19 protein-coding genes and 1 pseudogene are annotated in these 15,796 nt (G+C 44.0%); 11 read left to right on the top strand and 9 right to left on the bottom strand.

Annotated elements, in window-relative coordinates; all coding sequences use genetic code 11:
- The 4 genes from L693_RS0108580 to L693_RS0108565 all read left to right on the top strand — a co-directional run.
- The coding region (locus L693_RS0108580; RefSeq protein WP_025716911.1) for an MFS transporter at positions 1-451 on the top strand (451 nt) is incomplete at its 5' end.
- Positions 452-466: 15 nt separating this feature from the next.
- The gene (locus L693_RS0108575) at positions 467-1,021 is read left to right on the top strand and encodes a nucleotidyltransferase family protein (protein WP_025716910.1); all 555 of its coding nucleotides are present in this window, start codon (positions 467-469) and stop codon (positions 1,019-1,021) included.
- An 89-nt stretch (positions 1,022-1,110) separates the two neighbouring features.
- Positions 1,111-1,533 carry a GNAT family N-acetyltransferase gene (locus L693_RS0108570; protein WP_025716909.1) on the top strand — a complete coding sequence of 141 codons (423 nt, stop codon included), beginning with the start codon at positions 1,111-1,113 and terminating at the stop codon, positions 1,531-1,533.
- Between the two features lie 68 nt (positions 1,534-1,601).
- Positions 1,602-2,240 (top strand): GDSL-type esterase/lipase family protein, encoded by a 639-nt coding sequence (locus L693_RS0108565; RefSeq protein WP_025716908.1) that lies wholly within the window; start codon positions 1,602-1,604, stop codon positions 2,238-2,240.
- 105 nt (positions 2,241-2,345) lie between these two features.
- On the opposite strand, the gene L693_RS0108560 is transcribed toward L693_RS0108565, so the two are convergent.
- The 4 genes from L693_RS0108560 to L693_RS0108545 all read right to left on the bottom strand — a co-directional run bounded on the left by L693_RS0108560 (position 2,346) and on the right by L693_RS0108545 (position 8,615).
- The gene (locus L693_RS0108560; RefSeq protein WP_025716907.1) at positions 2,346-3,227 is read right to left on the bottom strand and encodes a TetR/AcrR family transcriptional regulator; all 882 of its coding nucleotides are present in this window, start codon (positions 3,225-3,227) and stop codon (positions 2,346-2,348) included.
- A complete protein-coding gene (locus L693_RS0108555) occupies positions 3,224-6,304 on the bottom strand; it encodes an efflux RND transporter permease subunit (protein WP_025716906.1) in 3,081 nt (1,026 codons plus the stop codon). The genes L693_RS0108560 and L693_RS0108555 overlap by 4 nt, the downstream gene beginning before the upstream one ends.
- The gene (locus L693_RS0108550; protein WP_231503572.1) at positions 6,301-7,584 is read right to left on the bottom strand and encodes an efflux RND transporter periplasmic adaptor subunit; all 1,284 of its coding nucleotides are present in this window, start codon (positions 7,582-7,584) and stop codon (positions 6,301-6,303) included. Before L693_RS0108550 ends, L693_RS0108555 begins: the two co-directional genes overlap by 4 nt.
- Before the next feature lie 353 nt (positions 7,585-7,937).
- Positions 7,938-8,615 carry a tetratricopeptide repeat protein gene (locus L693_RS0108545; RefSeq protein ID WP_025716904.1) on the bottom strand — a complete coding sequence of 226 codons (678 nt, stop codon included), beginning with the start codon at positions 8,613-8,615 and terminating at the stop codon, positions 7,938-7,940.
- A 273-nt stretch (positions 8,616-8,888) separates the two neighbouring features.
- Between L693_RS0108545 and L693_RS32375 the strand changes: the two genes are divergently transcribed.
- Entirely contained in the window at positions 8,889-9,056 is a 168-nt protein-coding gene (locus tag L693_RS32375; RefSeq protein WP_081752116.1) for a transposase, read from the top strand.
- Here the strand turns inward: L693_RS32375 and L693_RS0108540 are convergent.
- Positions 9,053-10,087 (bottom strand): C40 family peptidase, encoded by a 1,035-nt coding sequence (locus L693_RS0108540; protein WP_025716903.1) that lies wholly within the window; start codon positions 10,085-10,087, stop codon positions 9,053-9,055. The two genes, L693_RS32375 and L693_RS0108540, sit on opposite strands and share 4 nt — an antisense overlap.
- 271 nt (positions 10,088-10,358) lie before the next feature.
- On the opposite strand from L693_RS0108540, the gene L693_RS0108535 reads away from it, so the two are divergent.
- The 4 genes and pseudogenes from L693_RS0108535 to L693_RS0108520 all read left to right on the top strand — a co-directional run bounded on the left by L693_RS0108535 (position 10,359) and on the right by L693_RS0108520 (position 12,898).
- On the top strand, positions 10,359-11,510 hold the full coding sequence (locus tag L693_RS0108535; RefSeq protein ID WP_025716902.1) for an iron-containing alcohol dehydrogenase: 1,152 nt from the start codon (positions 10,359-10,361) through the stop codon (positions 11,508-11,510).
- A gap of 46 nt (positions 11,511-11,556) precedes the next feature.
- A pseudogene (locus L693_RS0108530) lies at positions 11,557-11,748 on the top strand (12-oxophytodienoate reductase); the annotation flags it as partial.
- A 73-nt stretch (positions 11,749-11,821) separates the two neighbouring features.
- The gene (locus L693_RS0108525) at positions 11,822-12,244 is read left to right on the top strand and encodes a MarR family winged helix-turn-helix transcriptional regulator (protein ID WP_025716900.1); all 423 of its coding nucleotides are present in this window, start codon (positions 11,822-11,824) and stop codon (positions 12,242-12,244) included.
- Between the two features lie 72 nt (positions 12,245-12,316).
- Entirely contained in the window at positions 12,317-12,898 is a 582-nt protein-coding gene (locus L693_RS0108520; protein ID WP_025716899.1) for an NAD(P)H-dependent oxidoreductase, read from the top strand.
- 141 nt (positions 12,899-13,039) lie between these two features.
- Here L693_RS0108520 and L693_RS29040 read toward each other — a convergent pair whose 3' ends face one another.
- The 4 genes from L693_RS29040 to L693_RS32370 all read right to left on the bottom strand — a co-directional run bounded on the left by L693_RS29040 (position 13,040) and on the right by L693_RS32370 (position 14,604).
- Positions 13,040-13,474 (bottom strand): DDE-type integrase/transposase/recombinase, encoded by a 435-nt coding sequence (locus tag L693_RS29040; protein WP_081752115.1) that lies wholly within the window; start codon positions 13,472-13,474, stop codon positions 13,040-13,042.
- Positions 13,461-13,853: an IS3 family transposase gene (locus L693_RS29035; RefSeq protein WP_197029858.1), complete on the bottom strand. Its 393-nt coding sequence runs from the start codon at positions 13,851-13,853 to the stop codon at positions 13,461-13,463. Before L693_RS29035 ends, L693_RS29040 begins: the two co-directional genes overlap by 14 nt.
- 62 nt (positions 13,854-13,915) lie before the next feature.
- Positions 13,916-14,239 (bottom strand): helix-turn-helix domain-containing protein, encoded by a 324-nt coding sequence (locus tag L693_RS29030; protein WP_197029857.1) that lies wholly within the window; start codon positions 14,237-14,239, stop codon positions 13,916-13,918.
- A 71-nt stretch (positions 14,240-14,310) separates the two neighbouring features.
- A complete protein-coding gene (locus tag L693_RS32370) occupies positions 14,311-14,604 on the bottom strand; it encodes a helix-turn-helix domain-containing protein (RefSeq protein ID WP_197029856.1) in 294 nt (97 codons plus the stop codon).
- Positions 14,605-14,878: 274 nt separating this feature from the next.
- On the opposite strand from L693_RS32370, the gene L693_RS0108505 reads away from it, so the two are divergent.
- A complete protein-coding gene (locus L693_RS0108505) occupies positions 14,879-15,361 on the top strand; it encodes a DUF2975 domain-containing protein (RefSeq protein ID WP_025716898.1) in 483 nt (160 codons plus the stop codon).
- A gap of 10 nt (positions 15,362-15,371) precedes the next feature.
- Positions 15,372-15,590: a helix-turn-helix domain-containing protein gene (locus L693_RS0108500; RefSeq protein WP_025716897.1), complete on the top strand. Its 219-nt coding sequence runs from the start codon at positions 15,372-15,374 to the stop codon at positions 15,588-15,590.
- Positions 15,591-15,796 lie beyond the last annotated feature (206 nt).

Raw genomic sequence — 15,796 nt, 5'->3', positions numbered from 1 at the left:
TTATCCGCTGGTACGGCTGGCAAGCCGCTTTTCCCCGGTAAATTCCTTGATTGCAGGCAATCTATGCATTGCGGTTAGCTTGCTCCTGTTCAGTGTGCTACACTCAGGCTGGCTGTTTATACTGGATATGGTGCTGTTTACAATAGGTGAAGTGTTATTGTTTACGATGCTGGATGTGTTGATAGATCAGATTTCAGATGCTCAATATAAAGGGACCTACTTTGGTACGATTGGCTTTAATAATCTGGGTAGTGTGCTAGCTCCTTTGTTTGGCGGCTGGTTGCTGGATAGCTATGGTCAAACGGCACCGCTCGCCGTTTTTGTTCCGATTACGCTGTCGGTCGTATTGGGCATTCCGTTTTTACTGGTAGCTCGCAATCGTTTGGCTCAGCGTACAGTCCGGATTGCGGCCGAGACTGGAGAGCCCGCAACAACTGTCATCTTAAAATAAGGAGCTGAATGCAGGATGAAGCCGGAAGAGGATACGCAGCGAATTATACACATGATGAATGATCCGCAGGTTCTTGAAGACTTGCGCTGCGTACGGGCTTTGGGGCTGCCTCAAGGCTGTATTGCCGCAGGCTATGTACGCAATCGGGTATGGGATAAACTGCATGGTTATACAACCGCTACACCTCTCAATGATATAGATGTTATTTATTTTGATCCGAAAAATACGCTGGAGGAAAGAGATGAGCATCTGGAGTTGTCCTTGAATCGTAAGCAGGCTGGACGTAACTGGTCTGTCAAAAATCAGGCGCGGATGCATATCCGCAACGGGGAAGTCCCGTATTCCTCGATAGAGGATGCCATGAGTCGCTGGCCAGAGACGGCTACGGCCGTAGCCATTAGATTAAATGATGAGAATCAAATGGAGGTCATTTGCCCGCATGGATTAAACGATCTCCTGGATATGCGGGTACGTCAAAGTCCATTGTTCCGTCACACGACGGCTTTTCGTCAGCGTGTATTTGAGAAGCAGTGGCTGGATAACTGGCCGTTGCTCATTGTGGAGAATTAAATACTATAAGTCAGCAGGATAGATGCCCTGATACAAGGCTTAGCCCAAATGTGCCAAAGGATTCAGGATATAAGGAGAGACGACTAACGATGTTTAAAAATATGAAAAACGATTTGGATCAAGCGGAGGTTCTGGAGTTGCTAACCTATGCAGTGCTGGATCGTCCTGAACAAGGAGAGAAAGCTTTACGTTTCTACCAAACCTCGGATGAATGGAAGCTGTTCGGTGTGGAAGATGAAGGACTTATCGTAGGTGTCATCGGTTTTGAGGAGCGAGAGGATGGAACGATCGTGCTTCATCACCTGGCTGTATTGCCTGAAAATCGTCATAGAGGCTACGGCAGAGGTATGCTGCTTACGCTTATTAAGGAGCGTAGCCCGAAACGACTCACGGTAGAAACAGATGCGGAAGGAGCGGATTTCTTTCGTAATGTGGGATTCGCTGTGTACGGATCGGAGGATTTGCCAGGTGGTGGGCAATTCCATTGTGTATATGAAATAGACGAAGAATAAGCGAATCTCCGGGTCGCACGTCCCTTTTTCCACATAAGATAGATTATGTCGGAGGGAGGTGGGTTTCATTGGCGTACCACTACACAGCAATTGGGGATTCTTTAACGACAGGTGCAGGCACGCTGCTGAGCGGCGGATTTGTACCTATCTATCGACGAATGGCGGAAAGACATCTCCACACGCCAGTCAGCTACGAGAATTTGGGAATCAACGGACTGACTTCACAGGAACTGCTTTCGTTGATCCGCAACAATCCGCTTTTTCGGTCGGCGCTCAGCCGAGCTGAACTCATAACAGTGTCGATCGGTGGAAATGATTTGCGTCCATATATCAGCGCTCTTGCTGGAGGTCCCGGCTCGTCGGGTGCTTCCATACCGCAAGCCCTGAACCACACCAAAGAGCATGTACGCCAAATTGTACATGCCCTGTATCAGATAAAGTCCGGTCAGCGTGAGCCATTTATCATACGAATGGTAGGATTGTATAATCCTTTTCCAGGAGTCAGGGAAGCGGGGGTATATGTGCGCCAGTACAACTCGTTTCTCTATACGTTGGGCGGACCTAATTACCGGGTGGCGAATATTTATCCTGTGTTTGAGGGCAATGAACGGGCTCTGCTTTCGCTAGATCGGATACATCCGAACAGTCGTGGTTATCGCGTGATTGCGGAAGAGCTGAATCGGCTTGGTTATGCGCCATTACGATGAGCGTGGGAGGAAGCTTTTGATCGTACAATATGCATATTAAAAAAAGAGGTTCATGAGGGCAGCAGATCTGACTATCATGAACCTCTTTTTATGCATTTCGGCGTGCTAAACCTCCAATATAGCTTTCAGCTTGGTACAATCTTCCAGCAATTCAGGCAGCTGCCCCAAAAATAGAAGGAGGGCTTTCACGTGAGCTATTTCCACGTTTTGTTTTGAGAGTTCACCCTGTAATCTGCTTAGGATTTGCACATATTCATTCCGGGTAGCTTCATTTAATTTAGTTTGTTTCAGAACTGTATCCATACGCTGCAGCGCATAGGAGATTTGTTTTCCCTTGGTCCAGATTTGATCAGAATCTTCATGGAATATGGAATCACGGCCCCACATGATTTGATGTTGAACATCAGGGCTCAACATTCCTTGTGCCAGCATATCCGTAATGCTGACGATAAATTCAGCCAGTGTTTGATGCTCCGTCGAGGACAGTTCTGAATCGCTCATTCGGAAGGAATTAATAATGATACTTTTGATGACAAAATTGATATCGTGCGCATAGTCACGTATAGATTGTCCATAAGCATCAATTAAGAAATCAACCATCACGTTAGACAAATAATGTTCAACACGATCAATGGCTTGTGCGATTTTTTCTTCCTTAGAACCGATTAAAGGGACGGAGTATACAAGCAAATGAACTTTATTCTTATAAATCCGGCCCAGCGCAATCAAATACAGTTGTCTCAACTTTTCACGGGAAGGTAGCTGGTGCTTCAAATAAAGTTCTTTAATATCTGCATCAAGAAGTTTTTCAATCAGGACGATTGTCCCCAGCAGCAACTCTTCTTTACTTTGAAAGTATTTATAAAAGGAAGCCTTGACCATCCCGCTTTCGCGGGCAATTTCATCCACCGAGGTGGCATCGTACCCTTTTTCAGAAAACAGGGAAAGGGCGGCATAGATAATATCTTCACTCGTTATTTTTTTCATTGTACCCCCAATTTTTTGCTCTGTCTTTTTAATTTCCAGCGGGCAATAACCATGTACAGGGACGGAACCACAAACATCGTAAGAATGGTCGAGTACATCAATCCAAACATAATGGTGTACGCCAGAGGTCTAAACATATGTTCCCCAATCAGTGCAATTGGAAGCAGACCGACAATGGCTGTCACCGAAGTAAGCAGGATCGGACGAAAACGTGCCTTGGTCGCTGCAATTACCGCTTCTTTCAGTTCTACTCCTTCACGTCTTGCATCCTCGATAAACTCAATCAGCACAATGCCGTTACGTACGACAATACCTGCCAAGGTCATTAAGCCCAACACGCCCATAAAAGTGATCGGTGTATTCAGGAGGAACAGGCCCAGAAATCCGCCCACGGCTGCCATATAAACAGTAGTCAGAATGATGAACGGGATCGAGAAGGAATAGAATTGCAAGAATATAAGCATGAAGATTAACAGAATAACGACAACATATAACCATCCTATTTCTGATAAAATGTCATCCTGACCTGAAATTTCTCCGCCGATTTCCCAAGAGTACCCTGGAGGGAATTTAATGTCTTCCAATTTAAGTTTCACATCATTCATGACTTCTGAAGCTGTACGCCCACGAACATCAGCATTTACAGTAATCGAACGTTTTAAATTATAATGGTTAATTTTTTGCGTTGCAAAGGATGGCTTTAATTCTGCCAATTGAGATAAGGGGATTTGAACACCATTCGCATTGGTCACATTTAATTGCTGAAACAAAATCTCAGGATTTGGGTCTGCTTGACTCAGTTTCAGCTTAATATTGATCAAATCTTTCCCCGTATCAAATCGGCTAAAGCTCACCCCATTACCCATTAATAAAAGTGTGCGTGTCAGATCATTATTGCTGACCTGATATTGATCCATCGCTTGTTTGATGATTTGAAAATCCAGCGTATAGCCTTCGTTTTCCATATCATCCTGAATGTCCTGCGTTCCTTCTATAGACATAATGCCTTCTTTTAACTGTTGAGACAAGGATCGTAGCTGATCCACATCATTTCCTAAAATCCGAATGGAGATCGGCTTGCCGAGAGGCAGCCCCACCTTGGCTATTTTCAGGGAGATGGATTGACCCGGATAACGATCTTTTAAGACGGTGGACCATTTTTCTGCCATTTCATCCGGATCGAACTCGCCTTCTTCCCCAACAATAGCAATTTGTCCTAAGGTTGTGCCTGTTTTGGCCTCAGCGGTCATATCTTGAAACAACGGAGGAGCATCGCCGCCAGCCGCATAGCTGATCGTACGCACATGAGGCTGTTGCTTCACCCATTTGGCAATATCCTCGGTGACCCGCTTGGTTTCTTCTATAGAAGTACCTGTCGTCATACGTACATTAATGCTTAATTGCGGATCGTTGGTTCTGGGGAACAGATCAATCGGAATAAAAGCAAGTATGCCGTACAGTGATGTGCTGATCAATAATCCTAATGCAGCATATAATCCAGGTCGCTTAATCACTTTAGGAATAAGCTTGTCGGCATATGCGTTACGAAGACCATCAATTTGTTTGCCTAGAAGTCCGGGCGGCTTCATGGTGGAGTTGTCTGACTTTTGGCTTCGTTGACCGTACCATTCTCTAAAAATCGGAATGACGGTAAAGGACATGAGCATGGAAGCCAATAATGTGAAAATAACAGCAAACGGTAACGGTTTGATAAAGGAGCCTGCATCGCCTGACATAAAGAACAGCGGGGCGAAGGAGGCTACTGTCGCCAAGGTTGCAGTCAGAATGGAAATGGAAACTTCCTTCGTTCCTTTTAGTGCGGCTATATTGGGACTTTCCCCCATCGTTAGCATCCTGCGCTCAATATTATCATTAACCACCACAGCATCATCGACTAGAATCCCCATTACAATAATTAAGCCAATGACCGTAACCTGATTCAATGTTATTCCGAGCATAGGGAGAATAATGAGACCTATGGCAATTGAAATAGGAATAGCCAGTGCCACAAAAGACGATGTAATCAGATTCAAGCCCAATGTACATACGATCACTACCGCCGCAATGGCAAACAGCAATTCACGGGTCAAACCATGAAAAATATGATCAATCCGATCAGTTTGTGAAAATAACGTATTCAACTGAAAGGTGTTAGGCAGATCTGGTTTTAACAACTGCATTTCTTCGTTTACTTTACTATAAATCGTGTCTACGTCAGAACCGGTGTTACCGTTAATCGTTAGTGTAATGGCTGGTTTACCATTAAAAAAAGCCATGTAGCTGCTGGTATTATGCGTAAGCAAAACGCTGCCGACATCACTGAGATATACAGGAGTACCACTTTCTGTTTTGGAAATAATGACTTTACTCAAATCCTGAGCATTTTGGGACTGCGTCACATTCATTCGGTACGTGCGTTCATCGTAATCCAGATTGCCTATCGGATATTGCTCATTTTCCTTTTGCACTGCACTCATAAGTTGTTCCCAGCTGATATGGTACTGCTGGAGCTTCTGTGCATCAATCTGAATTTGAACCTCTTGATCGGGTAATCCCTTAATCGTCACTTCTGATACACCGGGGACGGTTCTTAATTGATCTTTCCAAGACTTCACGAGATCATTTAATTGATATAATTCCTCCGCAGAGTCCCCTGTGATGGCGTAGGAATGAATAAATACTTTGTTCAAATCATCGTAAACCACAGGCTTTTGAGCATCTGTAGGGAGAGACGATTGGACATCGTTCATTTTTTTACGTAATTCATCCCAAGCTTCCTTGGCATTGGCGTTGCCTTCGGTTTCAATAATAATCGTCGACAGCCCATTTTCGGATGTGGAAGAAATCTTTTTAATATGGTTGATTTCTTTCATTTTTTGTTCCAAAGGCTTTGTAACCGTTTGTTCTACTTTTTGGGGTGTAGCCCCCGGATAAAGCGTCGTGACCATAGCTGTTTTCTTAATAATATCCGGCATTTCCTGCCGTGGAAGCTGAGCAACACTATACACCCCGGCTACAATGGCCATGATAAAAATAAAGAGGGTCAGTTTTTTCTTTCGGATAAAATATGCAATCATTTGCTGGTTCCCTCCGTGACCTGAAGAGGAAGCCCATTATAGATCAGGTTTACTCCGGTCGTAACCACACCATCCCCGACATTCAACCCCTTGGTAATTTCGAGCTTGTTGTTGGACATCTGACCGACATTCACGATGGTTTTTACCGCCTTGTTGTTCACCACTTTATAGACAAAGGTATCTGTACCGTTATTAATGACAGCCTTGGTCGGGAGCAAAATTTGCTCACTCTGGGTCAGTTGGCGGCCTGCCTTTACGACTTGTCCCGGGGCCCAATCATGCTGGGTGTTAGGAACAATCACTTCCACGTTGATACTGCCCGTATTGGTGTTGGTGGCTGGATAAATTTTGCTGACCGTTCCTTCTCTGTTTTCATCGTACAGTTGAAGCTGAACTATCTGACCTTGCTTCCAGTTTGTGATTTCATGGTCGGGAACAGGGAGCAACACCTTGAGCTTGTCGATTTGTCCGATACGGTATACGGGCTGTCCTGCGCTTGCCAATTGTCCCACCGTTGCCTTTTTCTCCAGAATAACGCCGGAAATCGGTGCTTTTAAAGCTGTCTTGGAGAGGGAAAGTTCGGCCTGCTTTTTGGCAATGACCGCTTGCTGGTATGCCGCAGCAGAGTTATCTTTGGAGGCTACGGCCTGTTCCTTCGCGGCGATGGCAGATTCTTTTCCGGCTTGGGCTTGCTGTAAACTGGATTCTGCCGATTGCCGATCTTCTAATGTTGCTCCCTCCTGGATTAAGGAGAGGGCTTCTTGTGCATCCTCAAGATCCTTGGTGGCATTGGTCAACGCGAGCTGCGCATTTTCATAATCGTTTTTGGTTGCAGCTCCCTGATCATATAAAAGCTTGGTGCGTTCAGCGGTAGCCTGTGCTTTAGTCAAAGCGGACTGTGCTCTTAGCACTTTGGTGCGCACCTGTGCTTTTTCCTGTTCTCTGGCTCCTTTATTCACTTTGTTAACTCCGGCCTGAGCTGCTGCCTTTTGCGCATCAGCGGATTGGATGGAGGCATCTGCGCTTGAAATGGCGGCTGTTGCATTTTTGATACCCGCTTGTGCTTCAAGAATGGCTGTATTGGCTTGCTCCAGTTGGAGCTGATAGCTGGATGAATCCAGCCTGGTCATAGCCTGCCCTTGGGATACGGAATCTCCCACATTTACAAGGGTATCGCGTATCAGTCCAGATAACTCGAACGATACAGTGGTGTCTTCATAGGGCTGTAGTGTGCCTGAAAGGTGAAAAGAAGTCAATAGCGGTTCTTTTTTTACAGTCATTGCTTCCACCTTTTGCTTTTGTTGTTCTGCTGCATCATGTTGACTCAATCCTGTAGAGGAGCAAGCTGAAGTTAACAAAAGGATGAATATGAAAGCTATGTAAAGAGTAAATTTCAACAAGATGATCGTCCTTTCTGATTTTATACCTTTGAGTTTATTTATAAACTATAAAGTTTATAAGCGGATTATATGACCAGATTTGTGGCATGTCAATAACAGGTTACAAAATAAAACGCTGATCAGGAGGATCAAAATGATTCGATTCAGGTCGATGGAGGAGCTGTGTGGATGAAACGTAAAAACGACCTTTCTCAAAAAAAGAGAAAGGTCGTTAAGGTAAAATATAAATCCGTCTAGCCTATTAATTTACGGAATAAGCTGCGTACAGCCCACTTGCGCTCACTTCGTTTTCGGTATTTGGGCAGAGAACGATAGACGGCAATCGACTGGTTAAAGGCTGCAGTGGCCTCATGCTTGCGTCCCAGCATTCGGTACATCAAGCCTGTCAGATAATAGCCTTCGCTGGAAGAGGACTGAATTTCCTGGAATTGCTGCAGATAGTGCAGTGCCTTATTTACGTCGTGTTCCTTAAAAGCTGCGGCTAAATGCAAATAGGGCTCGCCGTATTGCACCCGCGGGTTAATGTCCAGTGCCTTCAGTAAATGCTGCTCTCCATCTTCCAGATGGTTTGTGTGTACTTCAGCCGTTCCTCGTGCGTTCCAATAGTCGGCGGAATCTTCATAGCGGGATTGAATTTCCAATAGAAGTTCCAAAGCCTGATGGTATTTCTTGCTTTCGATCCAAATACGAGCCAAATCGAACTTGGCAGCCACATCGTTGGTATTTAGCGCAATCTGCTGACGCAGCCGTGCCGCGTTGCGTCTTCTTTTCCAGGGCTTGCTGATGCTGGGCAGTACACCCACAAAGCTGCGATCCAATATATAGATCACGATGAGCAGTACGATCAGTGCCAGAAACGGGTTGCCTAGCAAACTCCATAGTAGAGAAAAAATAAGAAATTTCCCAATCATTCTGCTCCCATCCTCCTGTACATGTAACCATCCATACTTTCCACATTATAGCATAGGTCACTTTAAGGGTCATTAGCAGGGTAAGGTTTCGAGGAGGATAGCTGAGGCGGACATTAGGGTAAATTTGAGAATGCCTTTTATCAGGCAATGACGTGTACTGATTTACTTCGTTCGACGATATCGGTTCGGAATCTTTTTTCAGCCCGTATCCAATTTTGAATCCATGTCGCAGTACCTATATAAGCAGCTCGGATGGGGAAGAATTAATACCTTTTGCCGCCTGAACGCAAACCGCAAGGGAGGCGTCCGGCAAAAGGCAATCAGAAGATCATGAATGTGGTGCTCTGGGTGGCATCATCAGGAACACCATGGCGGGAGCTGCCTGACTCTACTACGGGCTATGGAATAGCCTGCTGTTATCCGCTGCCCGGTTTGTCCTAGAACAGTCGGCGTGCAGTTACGAAACGTTTCTGCCATTTACCGTCAAGCGTGTCAAAATGAACGCCGCGTTCTTTGGAGAATGTATGCAGTAATTTGTTATTCCCCGCATAGATAGCCACATGGCCGATCTTCAGTCCGCGTGCGCTAAAGAAGAGCAAGTCGCCTTTGTGCAGCTCGTTTAGCCCGACCTCCCGGCCTTCTTTAGCCTGATCGTAAGAGGCACGGGGGAGGTCGATGGAGAGCGTATGTCGGAACACTTCCCCCACAAAAGAAGAACAATCAAAGGTCGATGTCTGGCCGGTTGCTGCGCCGAATTCATAAGGGGTACCAAGAAATTTCTCGCCGTAGGCGATCAGTTCATCTCCTTGCTGTTCGGCCAGGGATGGGCTGGTATAATCGCTGTATTTTGGTTTTGCCGATATGTAGCCGGTCAGGTTGTCTTTAGTACGCACTTCCAGCCAGAGGGCATTGACCTCTCGGATGACCTGAACCTTATCGCCGCTTGGAATAAGCCGCAGGGAAGGGGAAGCTCCTGATGAATCCGGCTTGCTGCGCAGGTTGACCCCGGAAAGGACGGTTGTGAAAAAATCGTCCTTGGAGACAATCCGGATTGTCTGGGTTAGGGCGTCCCACTTCACTGTGCTCCCAAGCGCTTCGCTTACAAAGCGTAGTGGAACCATCGTGTTGCCCTTAATAATCTGTCCGGGAATATTCAGGGACAGCGGGTTGCCGTTCAGGGTTGCAGAAAGTTCTCCGATGTGGTAGGTCAGCACCGTGTTGCTTTTGGTTGCCGTTACGGTTTTGCTGGCTCCGTCCCAGGAGAGCCTGGCTCCTTGCGCCTCAAACAACTGGCGCATGGGGACGAGCGTTGTCCCATCTAGCAGCAGCGGCTGGGCGGCAAGCTGAAGCGGGCGGTCATCCACATAGACGGTCGTCACCGGATTCAGTGGCACCGACTCCGCATAAGACGGGTTCGCCTGGAGCAGCGATACACCCAGCAAAGCCATTATTACTCCCTTTTTCATTGTCATGCTGTCATCACCTCGTTGTTAATATGTTCATCTAAGTTGTACGAGACTGCCTTTGATTAGTTGTGTACCAAATATTGGGGTGATTCAAAAAAACAAAATAAACAAAAATAAAACAAAATATAATATAATATAATATAATATAATCTGTGTTTTATTATTGACATCAAAATTAAATAAAGGCAAAAATATATATGTGAAATATTTCACTTTATAAAAATAATTCTTTTTTAGCGAGTCATCAAGAAGTGAATCCTTTAGGAGGCCGATTTTTATGAGCGCACATGTATTTTTTGTACCGTCTATCAATCTAATGGGAAAAGGCTGTTTGCATGAAGTTGGACCGTATATAAAAGAACTGAATTTAAACAAAGCACTGGTCGTGACGGATAAGTTTTTGATGAAAAGCGGTATTGCAAGCAAGGTCACATCTTTACTGGATGATATTGGACTGGACTATGCAGTATACGATAAGGTCAAACCCAATCCGACCTGTAAAAATGTACATGATGGCGTTCAGTTTCTGCAAGAAAACGGCTGTGACTTTTTAATTTCCATTGGCGGAGGATCACCACAGGATACGGCTAAGGGAATCGGCATTATTGCAACCAATGGGGGACATATAACCGAATATGAGGGCGTTCATAAATCCAAGCATAAATCGCTGCCTATTGTCGCTATTAATACCACGGCAGGAACATCTGCTGAAATTACGATCAATTATGTTATTACGGACGAAGAGCGCAAGGTCAAAATGGTTATGGTTGACAAGAATAGTGTAGCTACGATTTCGGTCAACGACCCTGAACTGATGGTGGATAAACCCGCCGCGTTAACGGCAGCTACAGGCCTGGATGCTTTGACCCATGCGATTGAAGCTTTGGTTACTCCAGGTTCCTATCCTGTAACGGATGCGACCGCGTTGGCAGCAGTAGAGATTATTTTTAATCATTTGGCCCGTACAGTGAGTAACGGTCATGATATAGAAGCACGTGAGCAAATGGTTTTCGCTATCTTCTTGGGTGGACTTGCATTTAACAATGCCGGCTTGGGTTACGTTCATGCTATGGCCCATCAGCTTGGCGGCGTATACGATTTGCCTTATGGTGTTAGCAATGCCATGCTGCTGCCGATTGTGGAGAAGGAGAATGTTAAGCATGTACCAGAGAAGTTTCGTGCCATCGCTAAGGTCATCGGTTTTGAAGATAAGGGGAAAACGGATAAGGAATGCGCAGCTTATGTCATCCAAAGAATCAAAGACCTGTCGAAGGAAGTCGGGATTCCTTCCAAGCTTTCTGAACTGGGTGTAAATGAAGTGGATTTGGATCTGCTCACCGAGAACTCGATGAAGGATGCTTGCGCTCCGGGCAATCCGTTCATACCTAGCAAAAAACAAGTCATCGAGATGTTTAAGAAAATTCTTTAAATAAAAGCTGTAATTATGTTGTTATATAAAACGTGCTCAATTTCCCAAACTGGAGCATTTCCTGAGTGTGTTAGTAGAAGCAGGTATAGACATCTTCCATTGCTCAACGCGTCGCTTTTGGGTACAAAAATTTGAAGGTTCCGATCTGAGCTTTGCCGGATGGGTGAAGAAACTGACTGAGAAAACAACGATTACGGTTGGCTCTGTAGGTCTGGATGAGGAATTTGTGAGTCTCTATAATGTTTACACCATTTAAGCACTGTCTGCAAAAAGCACTTGATATATATAGATGTCTATGCAATAATACTGATATGTTAAAAAATAATGCAGCCGCACTGATAGGAACGATCAGAGATTCGATCAACAAATTGATTGTGTCTGAGCTCGAATCCTATGGAGTTGAAGGGATTGTACCTTCCCATGGTGGAATATTAATGTTCCTTTATCAAAAGGACGGGCTTTCCATCAAGGAATTAACGCAAAAAATTTCTCGCCAGCAGCCCACAGTCACGGTTTTGGTCGACAAGCTAGTGAAGCTGGGATATGTCGAAAGAAAAAAAGAAGGGGAGGATAGCAGAGTAACCCTCATTTATCTTACCGATAAGGGGAAAGAGCTGGAGCCTGTATTTGAAGTGATCTCCAACAAATTAAAAGAGATCATATATGGTGGTCTCAAGGATGAAGAAAAAGAACAACTGGAATATCTGCTGGAACATGTAAAAAACAGATTATAAATTTTTTTAGATAAATGTATAGATATCTATATGTAAGTCAAAATAACATTAAAACATCTGGAGGTAATTGAAATGAAACATCTTATCGTCTATGCTCACTCTAACGCTGAAAGCTTTAACCACGCTATTCTGGAAACAGTCGTAAATGCTTTGAAGGAAAAAGGCGATGAAGTCGTTGTACGCGATTTGTACGCACTTGATTTTCAACCTGTATTAAAACCTGAGGATACTGCTGCTATGAGAGCCGGGCAAACTCCAGCCGATATCAAGGTAGAGCAGGAACACATCACACAATCCGATACGATTACATTTATTGCTCCGATTTGGTGGACAGGTCTTCCGGCTATCCTGAAAGGCTACGTTGATCGTGTATTTGCCTACGGCTTTGCGTATACGTCTGGTCCGGAAGGGATTCAAAAGCTTCTTACAGGTAAAAAGGGTTTTATGGTGAATACACATGGTACACCGAACGAAATTTACGATAGAATCGGGATGACGGCAGGATTGAAAATCACTTCGGATACGGGTATTTTTGATTTCGTTGGCATTGAATCCGTCGGTCACTTGCTGCTTGGAAGTATCGGCTACCTTGATGAAGATGGCTATAAAGGACTGTTGAAACAAGTCCAAGATACTGTTAAATCGGTGCTATAAAGTTAGTTTTTATTGTTCAAAAACGTAAGGCAGTCATCAAATGATGAAGTGCTCCCTGTCAAGTAGACAGAGTAAAAAAACAAAATCATCAGTGTTCAATCCTCTCGGTTATCAAAGCCGAGAGGATTATTTTTTCTGTCGTTAAGCTGTTCGTCGATATTCGTTAGGAGATAAACCGTTTAGTCGTTCGGTGTACCGATCATTATTGTAATAGCGCATATAGGTTTTTACACTGTGCAGGAGATCGTCGTATGTGTCATACTTCTCCAGATAATAGCTTTCTGCTTTAAAGGTACCCCAGAATCGTTCAATCGGTTGGTTATCCAAGCACCGGCTTACACGAGACATACTTTTCTTAAATGGGTATCTCTCTTGAAGTCGTTTGTATTCAACCGAAGTATACTGAAAGCCTCGATCACTGTGCAAAAGCGGCTTAGTACCTCGGTTTCTTCTGCACGCTTTCTTTACAGTACCCATAACAAGCTCATTGTTATTGGAATGGCTTAAAACCCACGAAACAATCGAGTTGTCATATCCATCAATAATGGCACTCAGGTAGGCCTTACGACCATTCAACGTACTTCAGTTCGGTCACATCGGTGCACCACTTTTGATTTGGGGCATCCGCTTGGAATTCTCGGTTCATGACATTCTCAGCGATATGAAGGGCTGGAGCTTTCACGTAATTTAGCCGCTTTTTGCGAATTACTGCCTTGATTTCAAGTGCGCGCATGATACGGTAATACCGTTTGCGATTGTAGTTCTTTTTCAGCTTACGATTCAGCTGAGTACGCATTTGGCGATAACCCAGTATCCCCTTTCGCTTGTCATAGCGACGTTTGACTTCCTTGGCTAGTGCAATATTTTCGAGTTCTCTAGTGGATGGCGTCCATTTTAGCCACTTGTAATAGGCAGATCGGGCGATTCCTGCGAGCTCACAGAGCTTTGTGATCAAATATCCTTCTTCAGCGTGTAGCTCTTTAATTGCTTGATAGATGTCTACATGCCGAATGAAGGTTAGCGTATATTTCTTCGCCGGATCTCTGCCAACTTTTTTGCAAGTGCGTTCTCCATTTCAAGGTACTCATTACGCGCTTCGAGTTCCTTAATCCGAAGCTTTAGTCGTTCCTGCTCATCTAGCTCCTCTAGTGGCTTCTTACGCCCCCGATTATCTTGTAAGGCTTCCTGACCACTAGCTTTATATTTACGAACCCATGCGTATACCTGCTGGTAAGAGATACCATATTTGTCGATCGCCTTCTGGTAATCTAAATCATTGGCGACGGTGAATTGTACTATTTCGATCCGTTCTTCGTATGTCGTTTTGCGTCCTTTATTCATAAGAGGGGCTTCTATCCTTTTCCGAGTTGGTTTCATTTTCACCCCTTTAGTATACTTGGCAATCCAAGTCTCTAACACACTTTTACTCGAAATATGGTATTTTTTCGCCACCTCTCGTACGGAGTATTCCCCGAGAGTACGTCTTGAATAGCAGATAGTTTTAGCTCCTTAGAATAAGACTTCCACCCTTTGGATGCTCTTAATCCTTCTTCTCCATCTGCTTGATATTTTCTTATCCATTCGGAAACCGTGTTTTTATGGACACCTAATTGTTTCGCCTCATGGTTGGGATTGGATTCATATCGCAGGCAGCGCCTTACGGCATTTAACTTTAGTTCATATAAAATCGGGCTTCTTTTGAACATTACAAAAACTCCCATCATGGTAGAGGTAGAAGTCTTTGTTTTTTCTACTGTCTACTATGATGGGAGCATATCATTCCTACTGGTTGGCCTTTTCTTCTATATAAGCTGACTCTGTATGCATTATGGAAGCGTAAATGCTTTTTATTTTTTTGCTTAAAATAAAAAGGATATTCCATTAACAATAACAATATAATAAAAAACGATATTAATTTATTGTTAAACAATAAATTATGTGTTAAAGTCGTTTTATAATTAAATTAGCGAGGTGCTCTTAATGAAACGGAGAACAACACTCTTTTTGAAGATGGCTGTTATTCTTATTGGAATCCCAATTCTTGCTTTGTGCATATTTTTAGTGCCTAAGATCGGGAATTTTGCTGGAGAATTGTATCCAGATATCGCTTATATGAAATCTCTCGTTTTAATCGATATGTACGCAGCAGCGATACCTTTTTACTTTGCTCTGTATCAAGCTTTTAAACTTTTAAGCTATATTGATAAGAACCAAGCGTTCTCGGAATTATCCGTCAAGGCTTTAAAGAATATAAAATACTGTGCCATCACAATCAGTACCTTGTACCTGCTAGGTATGCCACTCTACTATCTCATGGCGAGGAGAGCTGACCCTCCAATTATCACAGTCACCGGATTGGTCATTATTTTCGCTTCTATGGTGATCGCCGTTTTTGCTGCTGTTCTCCAAAGACTTTTACAGGAAGCTATAAATATAAAATCAGAAAATGATTTAACGATCTGAGGTGAATAGCATGGCAATTATCATCAATATTGATGTGATGTTAGCAAAACGAAAAATGAGCGTAACGGAGCTTGCGGAGAGGGTTGGAATTACTATGGCCAATCTTTCCATTCTGAAAAATGGGAAAGCAAAAGCGGTTCGTTTTTCAACATTAGAAGCGATATGTAAGAATTTGGATTGTCAGCCAGGTGATATTTTGGAGTACAAAAGCGACGAAGACACTCAATAAAAACAGACAACAAATTTATTGAACTAACGGAGACGTTAGTTCAACATCGAAGGGGCAGCCGCGCGGCTGCCCTTCACTCAGCTAACGGGACACGTTAGTTCAATGGAATAGCGACAGTCTAGTCTTTATTTTCTCGGCCTTAGCTGTCGCTGTTCCAATTTCTAAGGTCAGTCTATCCTGAAAATATCACTCCGTAGAACACCTAA

The organism is Paenibacillus sp. 1-18 (genome assembly GCF_000520755.1).
Taxonomy (GTDB): domain Bacteria; phylum Bacillota; class Bacilli; order Paenibacillales; family Paenibacillaceae; genus Paenibacillus; species Paenibacillus brasilensis.
The sequence above is the reverse complement of the archived record's forward strand: the minus strand, read 5'-3'. Positions and strand labels throughout refer to the sequence as shown.

Bases quoted from the DNA above. Each gene is read 5' to 3' on its own strand.
- L693_RS0108575 (WP_025716910.1), top strand. From the start codon at position 467: ATGAAGCCGGAAGAGGATACGCAGCGAATTATACACATGATGAATGAT.
- L693_RS0108570 (WP_025716909.1), top strand. From the start codon at position 1,111: ATGTTTAAAAATATGAAAAACGATTTGGATCAAGCGGAGGTTCTGGAG.
- L693_RS0108560 (WP_025716907.1), bottom strand. From the start codon at position 3,227: ATGAAAAAAATAACGAGTGAAGATATTATCTATGCCGCCCTTTCCCTG.
- L693_RS0108555 (WP_025716906.1), bottom strand. From the start codon at position 6,304: ATGATTGCATATTTTATCCGAAAGAAAAAACTGACCCTCTTTATTTTT.
- L693_RS0108550 (WP_231503572.1), bottom strand. From the start codon at position 7,584: ATGACTGTAAAAAAAGAACCGCTATTGACTTCTTTTCACCTTTCAGGC.
- L693_RS0108545 (WP_025716904.1), bottom strand. From the start codon at position 8,615: ATGATTGGGAAATTTCTTATTTTTTCTCTACTATGGAGTTTGCTAGGC.
- L693_RS0108540 (WP_025716903.1), bottom strand. From the start codon at position 10,087: ATGACAATGAAAAAGGGAGTAATAATGGCTTTGCTGGGTGTATCGCTG.
- L693_RS0108535 (WP_025716902.1), top strand. From the start codon at position 10,359: ATGAGCGCACATGTATTTTTTGTACCGTCTATCAATCTAATGGGAAAA.
- L693_RS0108525 (WP_025716900.1), top strand. From the start codon at position 11,822: ATGTTAAAAAATAATGCAGCCGCACTGATAGGAACGATCAGAGATTCG.
- L693_RS0108520 (WP_025716899.1), top strand. From the start codon at position 12,317: ATGAAACATCTTATCGTCTATGCTCACTCTAACGCTGAAAGCTTTAAC.
- L693_RS29030 (WP_197029857.1), bottom strand. From the start codon at position 14,239: ATGAATAAAGGACGCAAAACGACATACGAAGAACGGATCGAAATAGTA.
- L693_RS32370 (WP_197029856.1), bottom strand. From the start codon at position 14,604: ATGTTCAAAAGAAGCCCGATTTTATATGAACTAAAGTTAAATGCCGTA.
- L693_RS0108505 (WP_025716898.1), top strand. From the start codon at position 14,879: ATGAAACGGAGAACAACACTCTTTTTGAAGATGGCTGTTATTCTTATT.
- L693_RS0108500 (WP_025716897.1), top strand. From the start codon at position 15,372: ATGGCAATTATCATCAATATTGATGTGATGTTAGCAAAACGAAAAATG.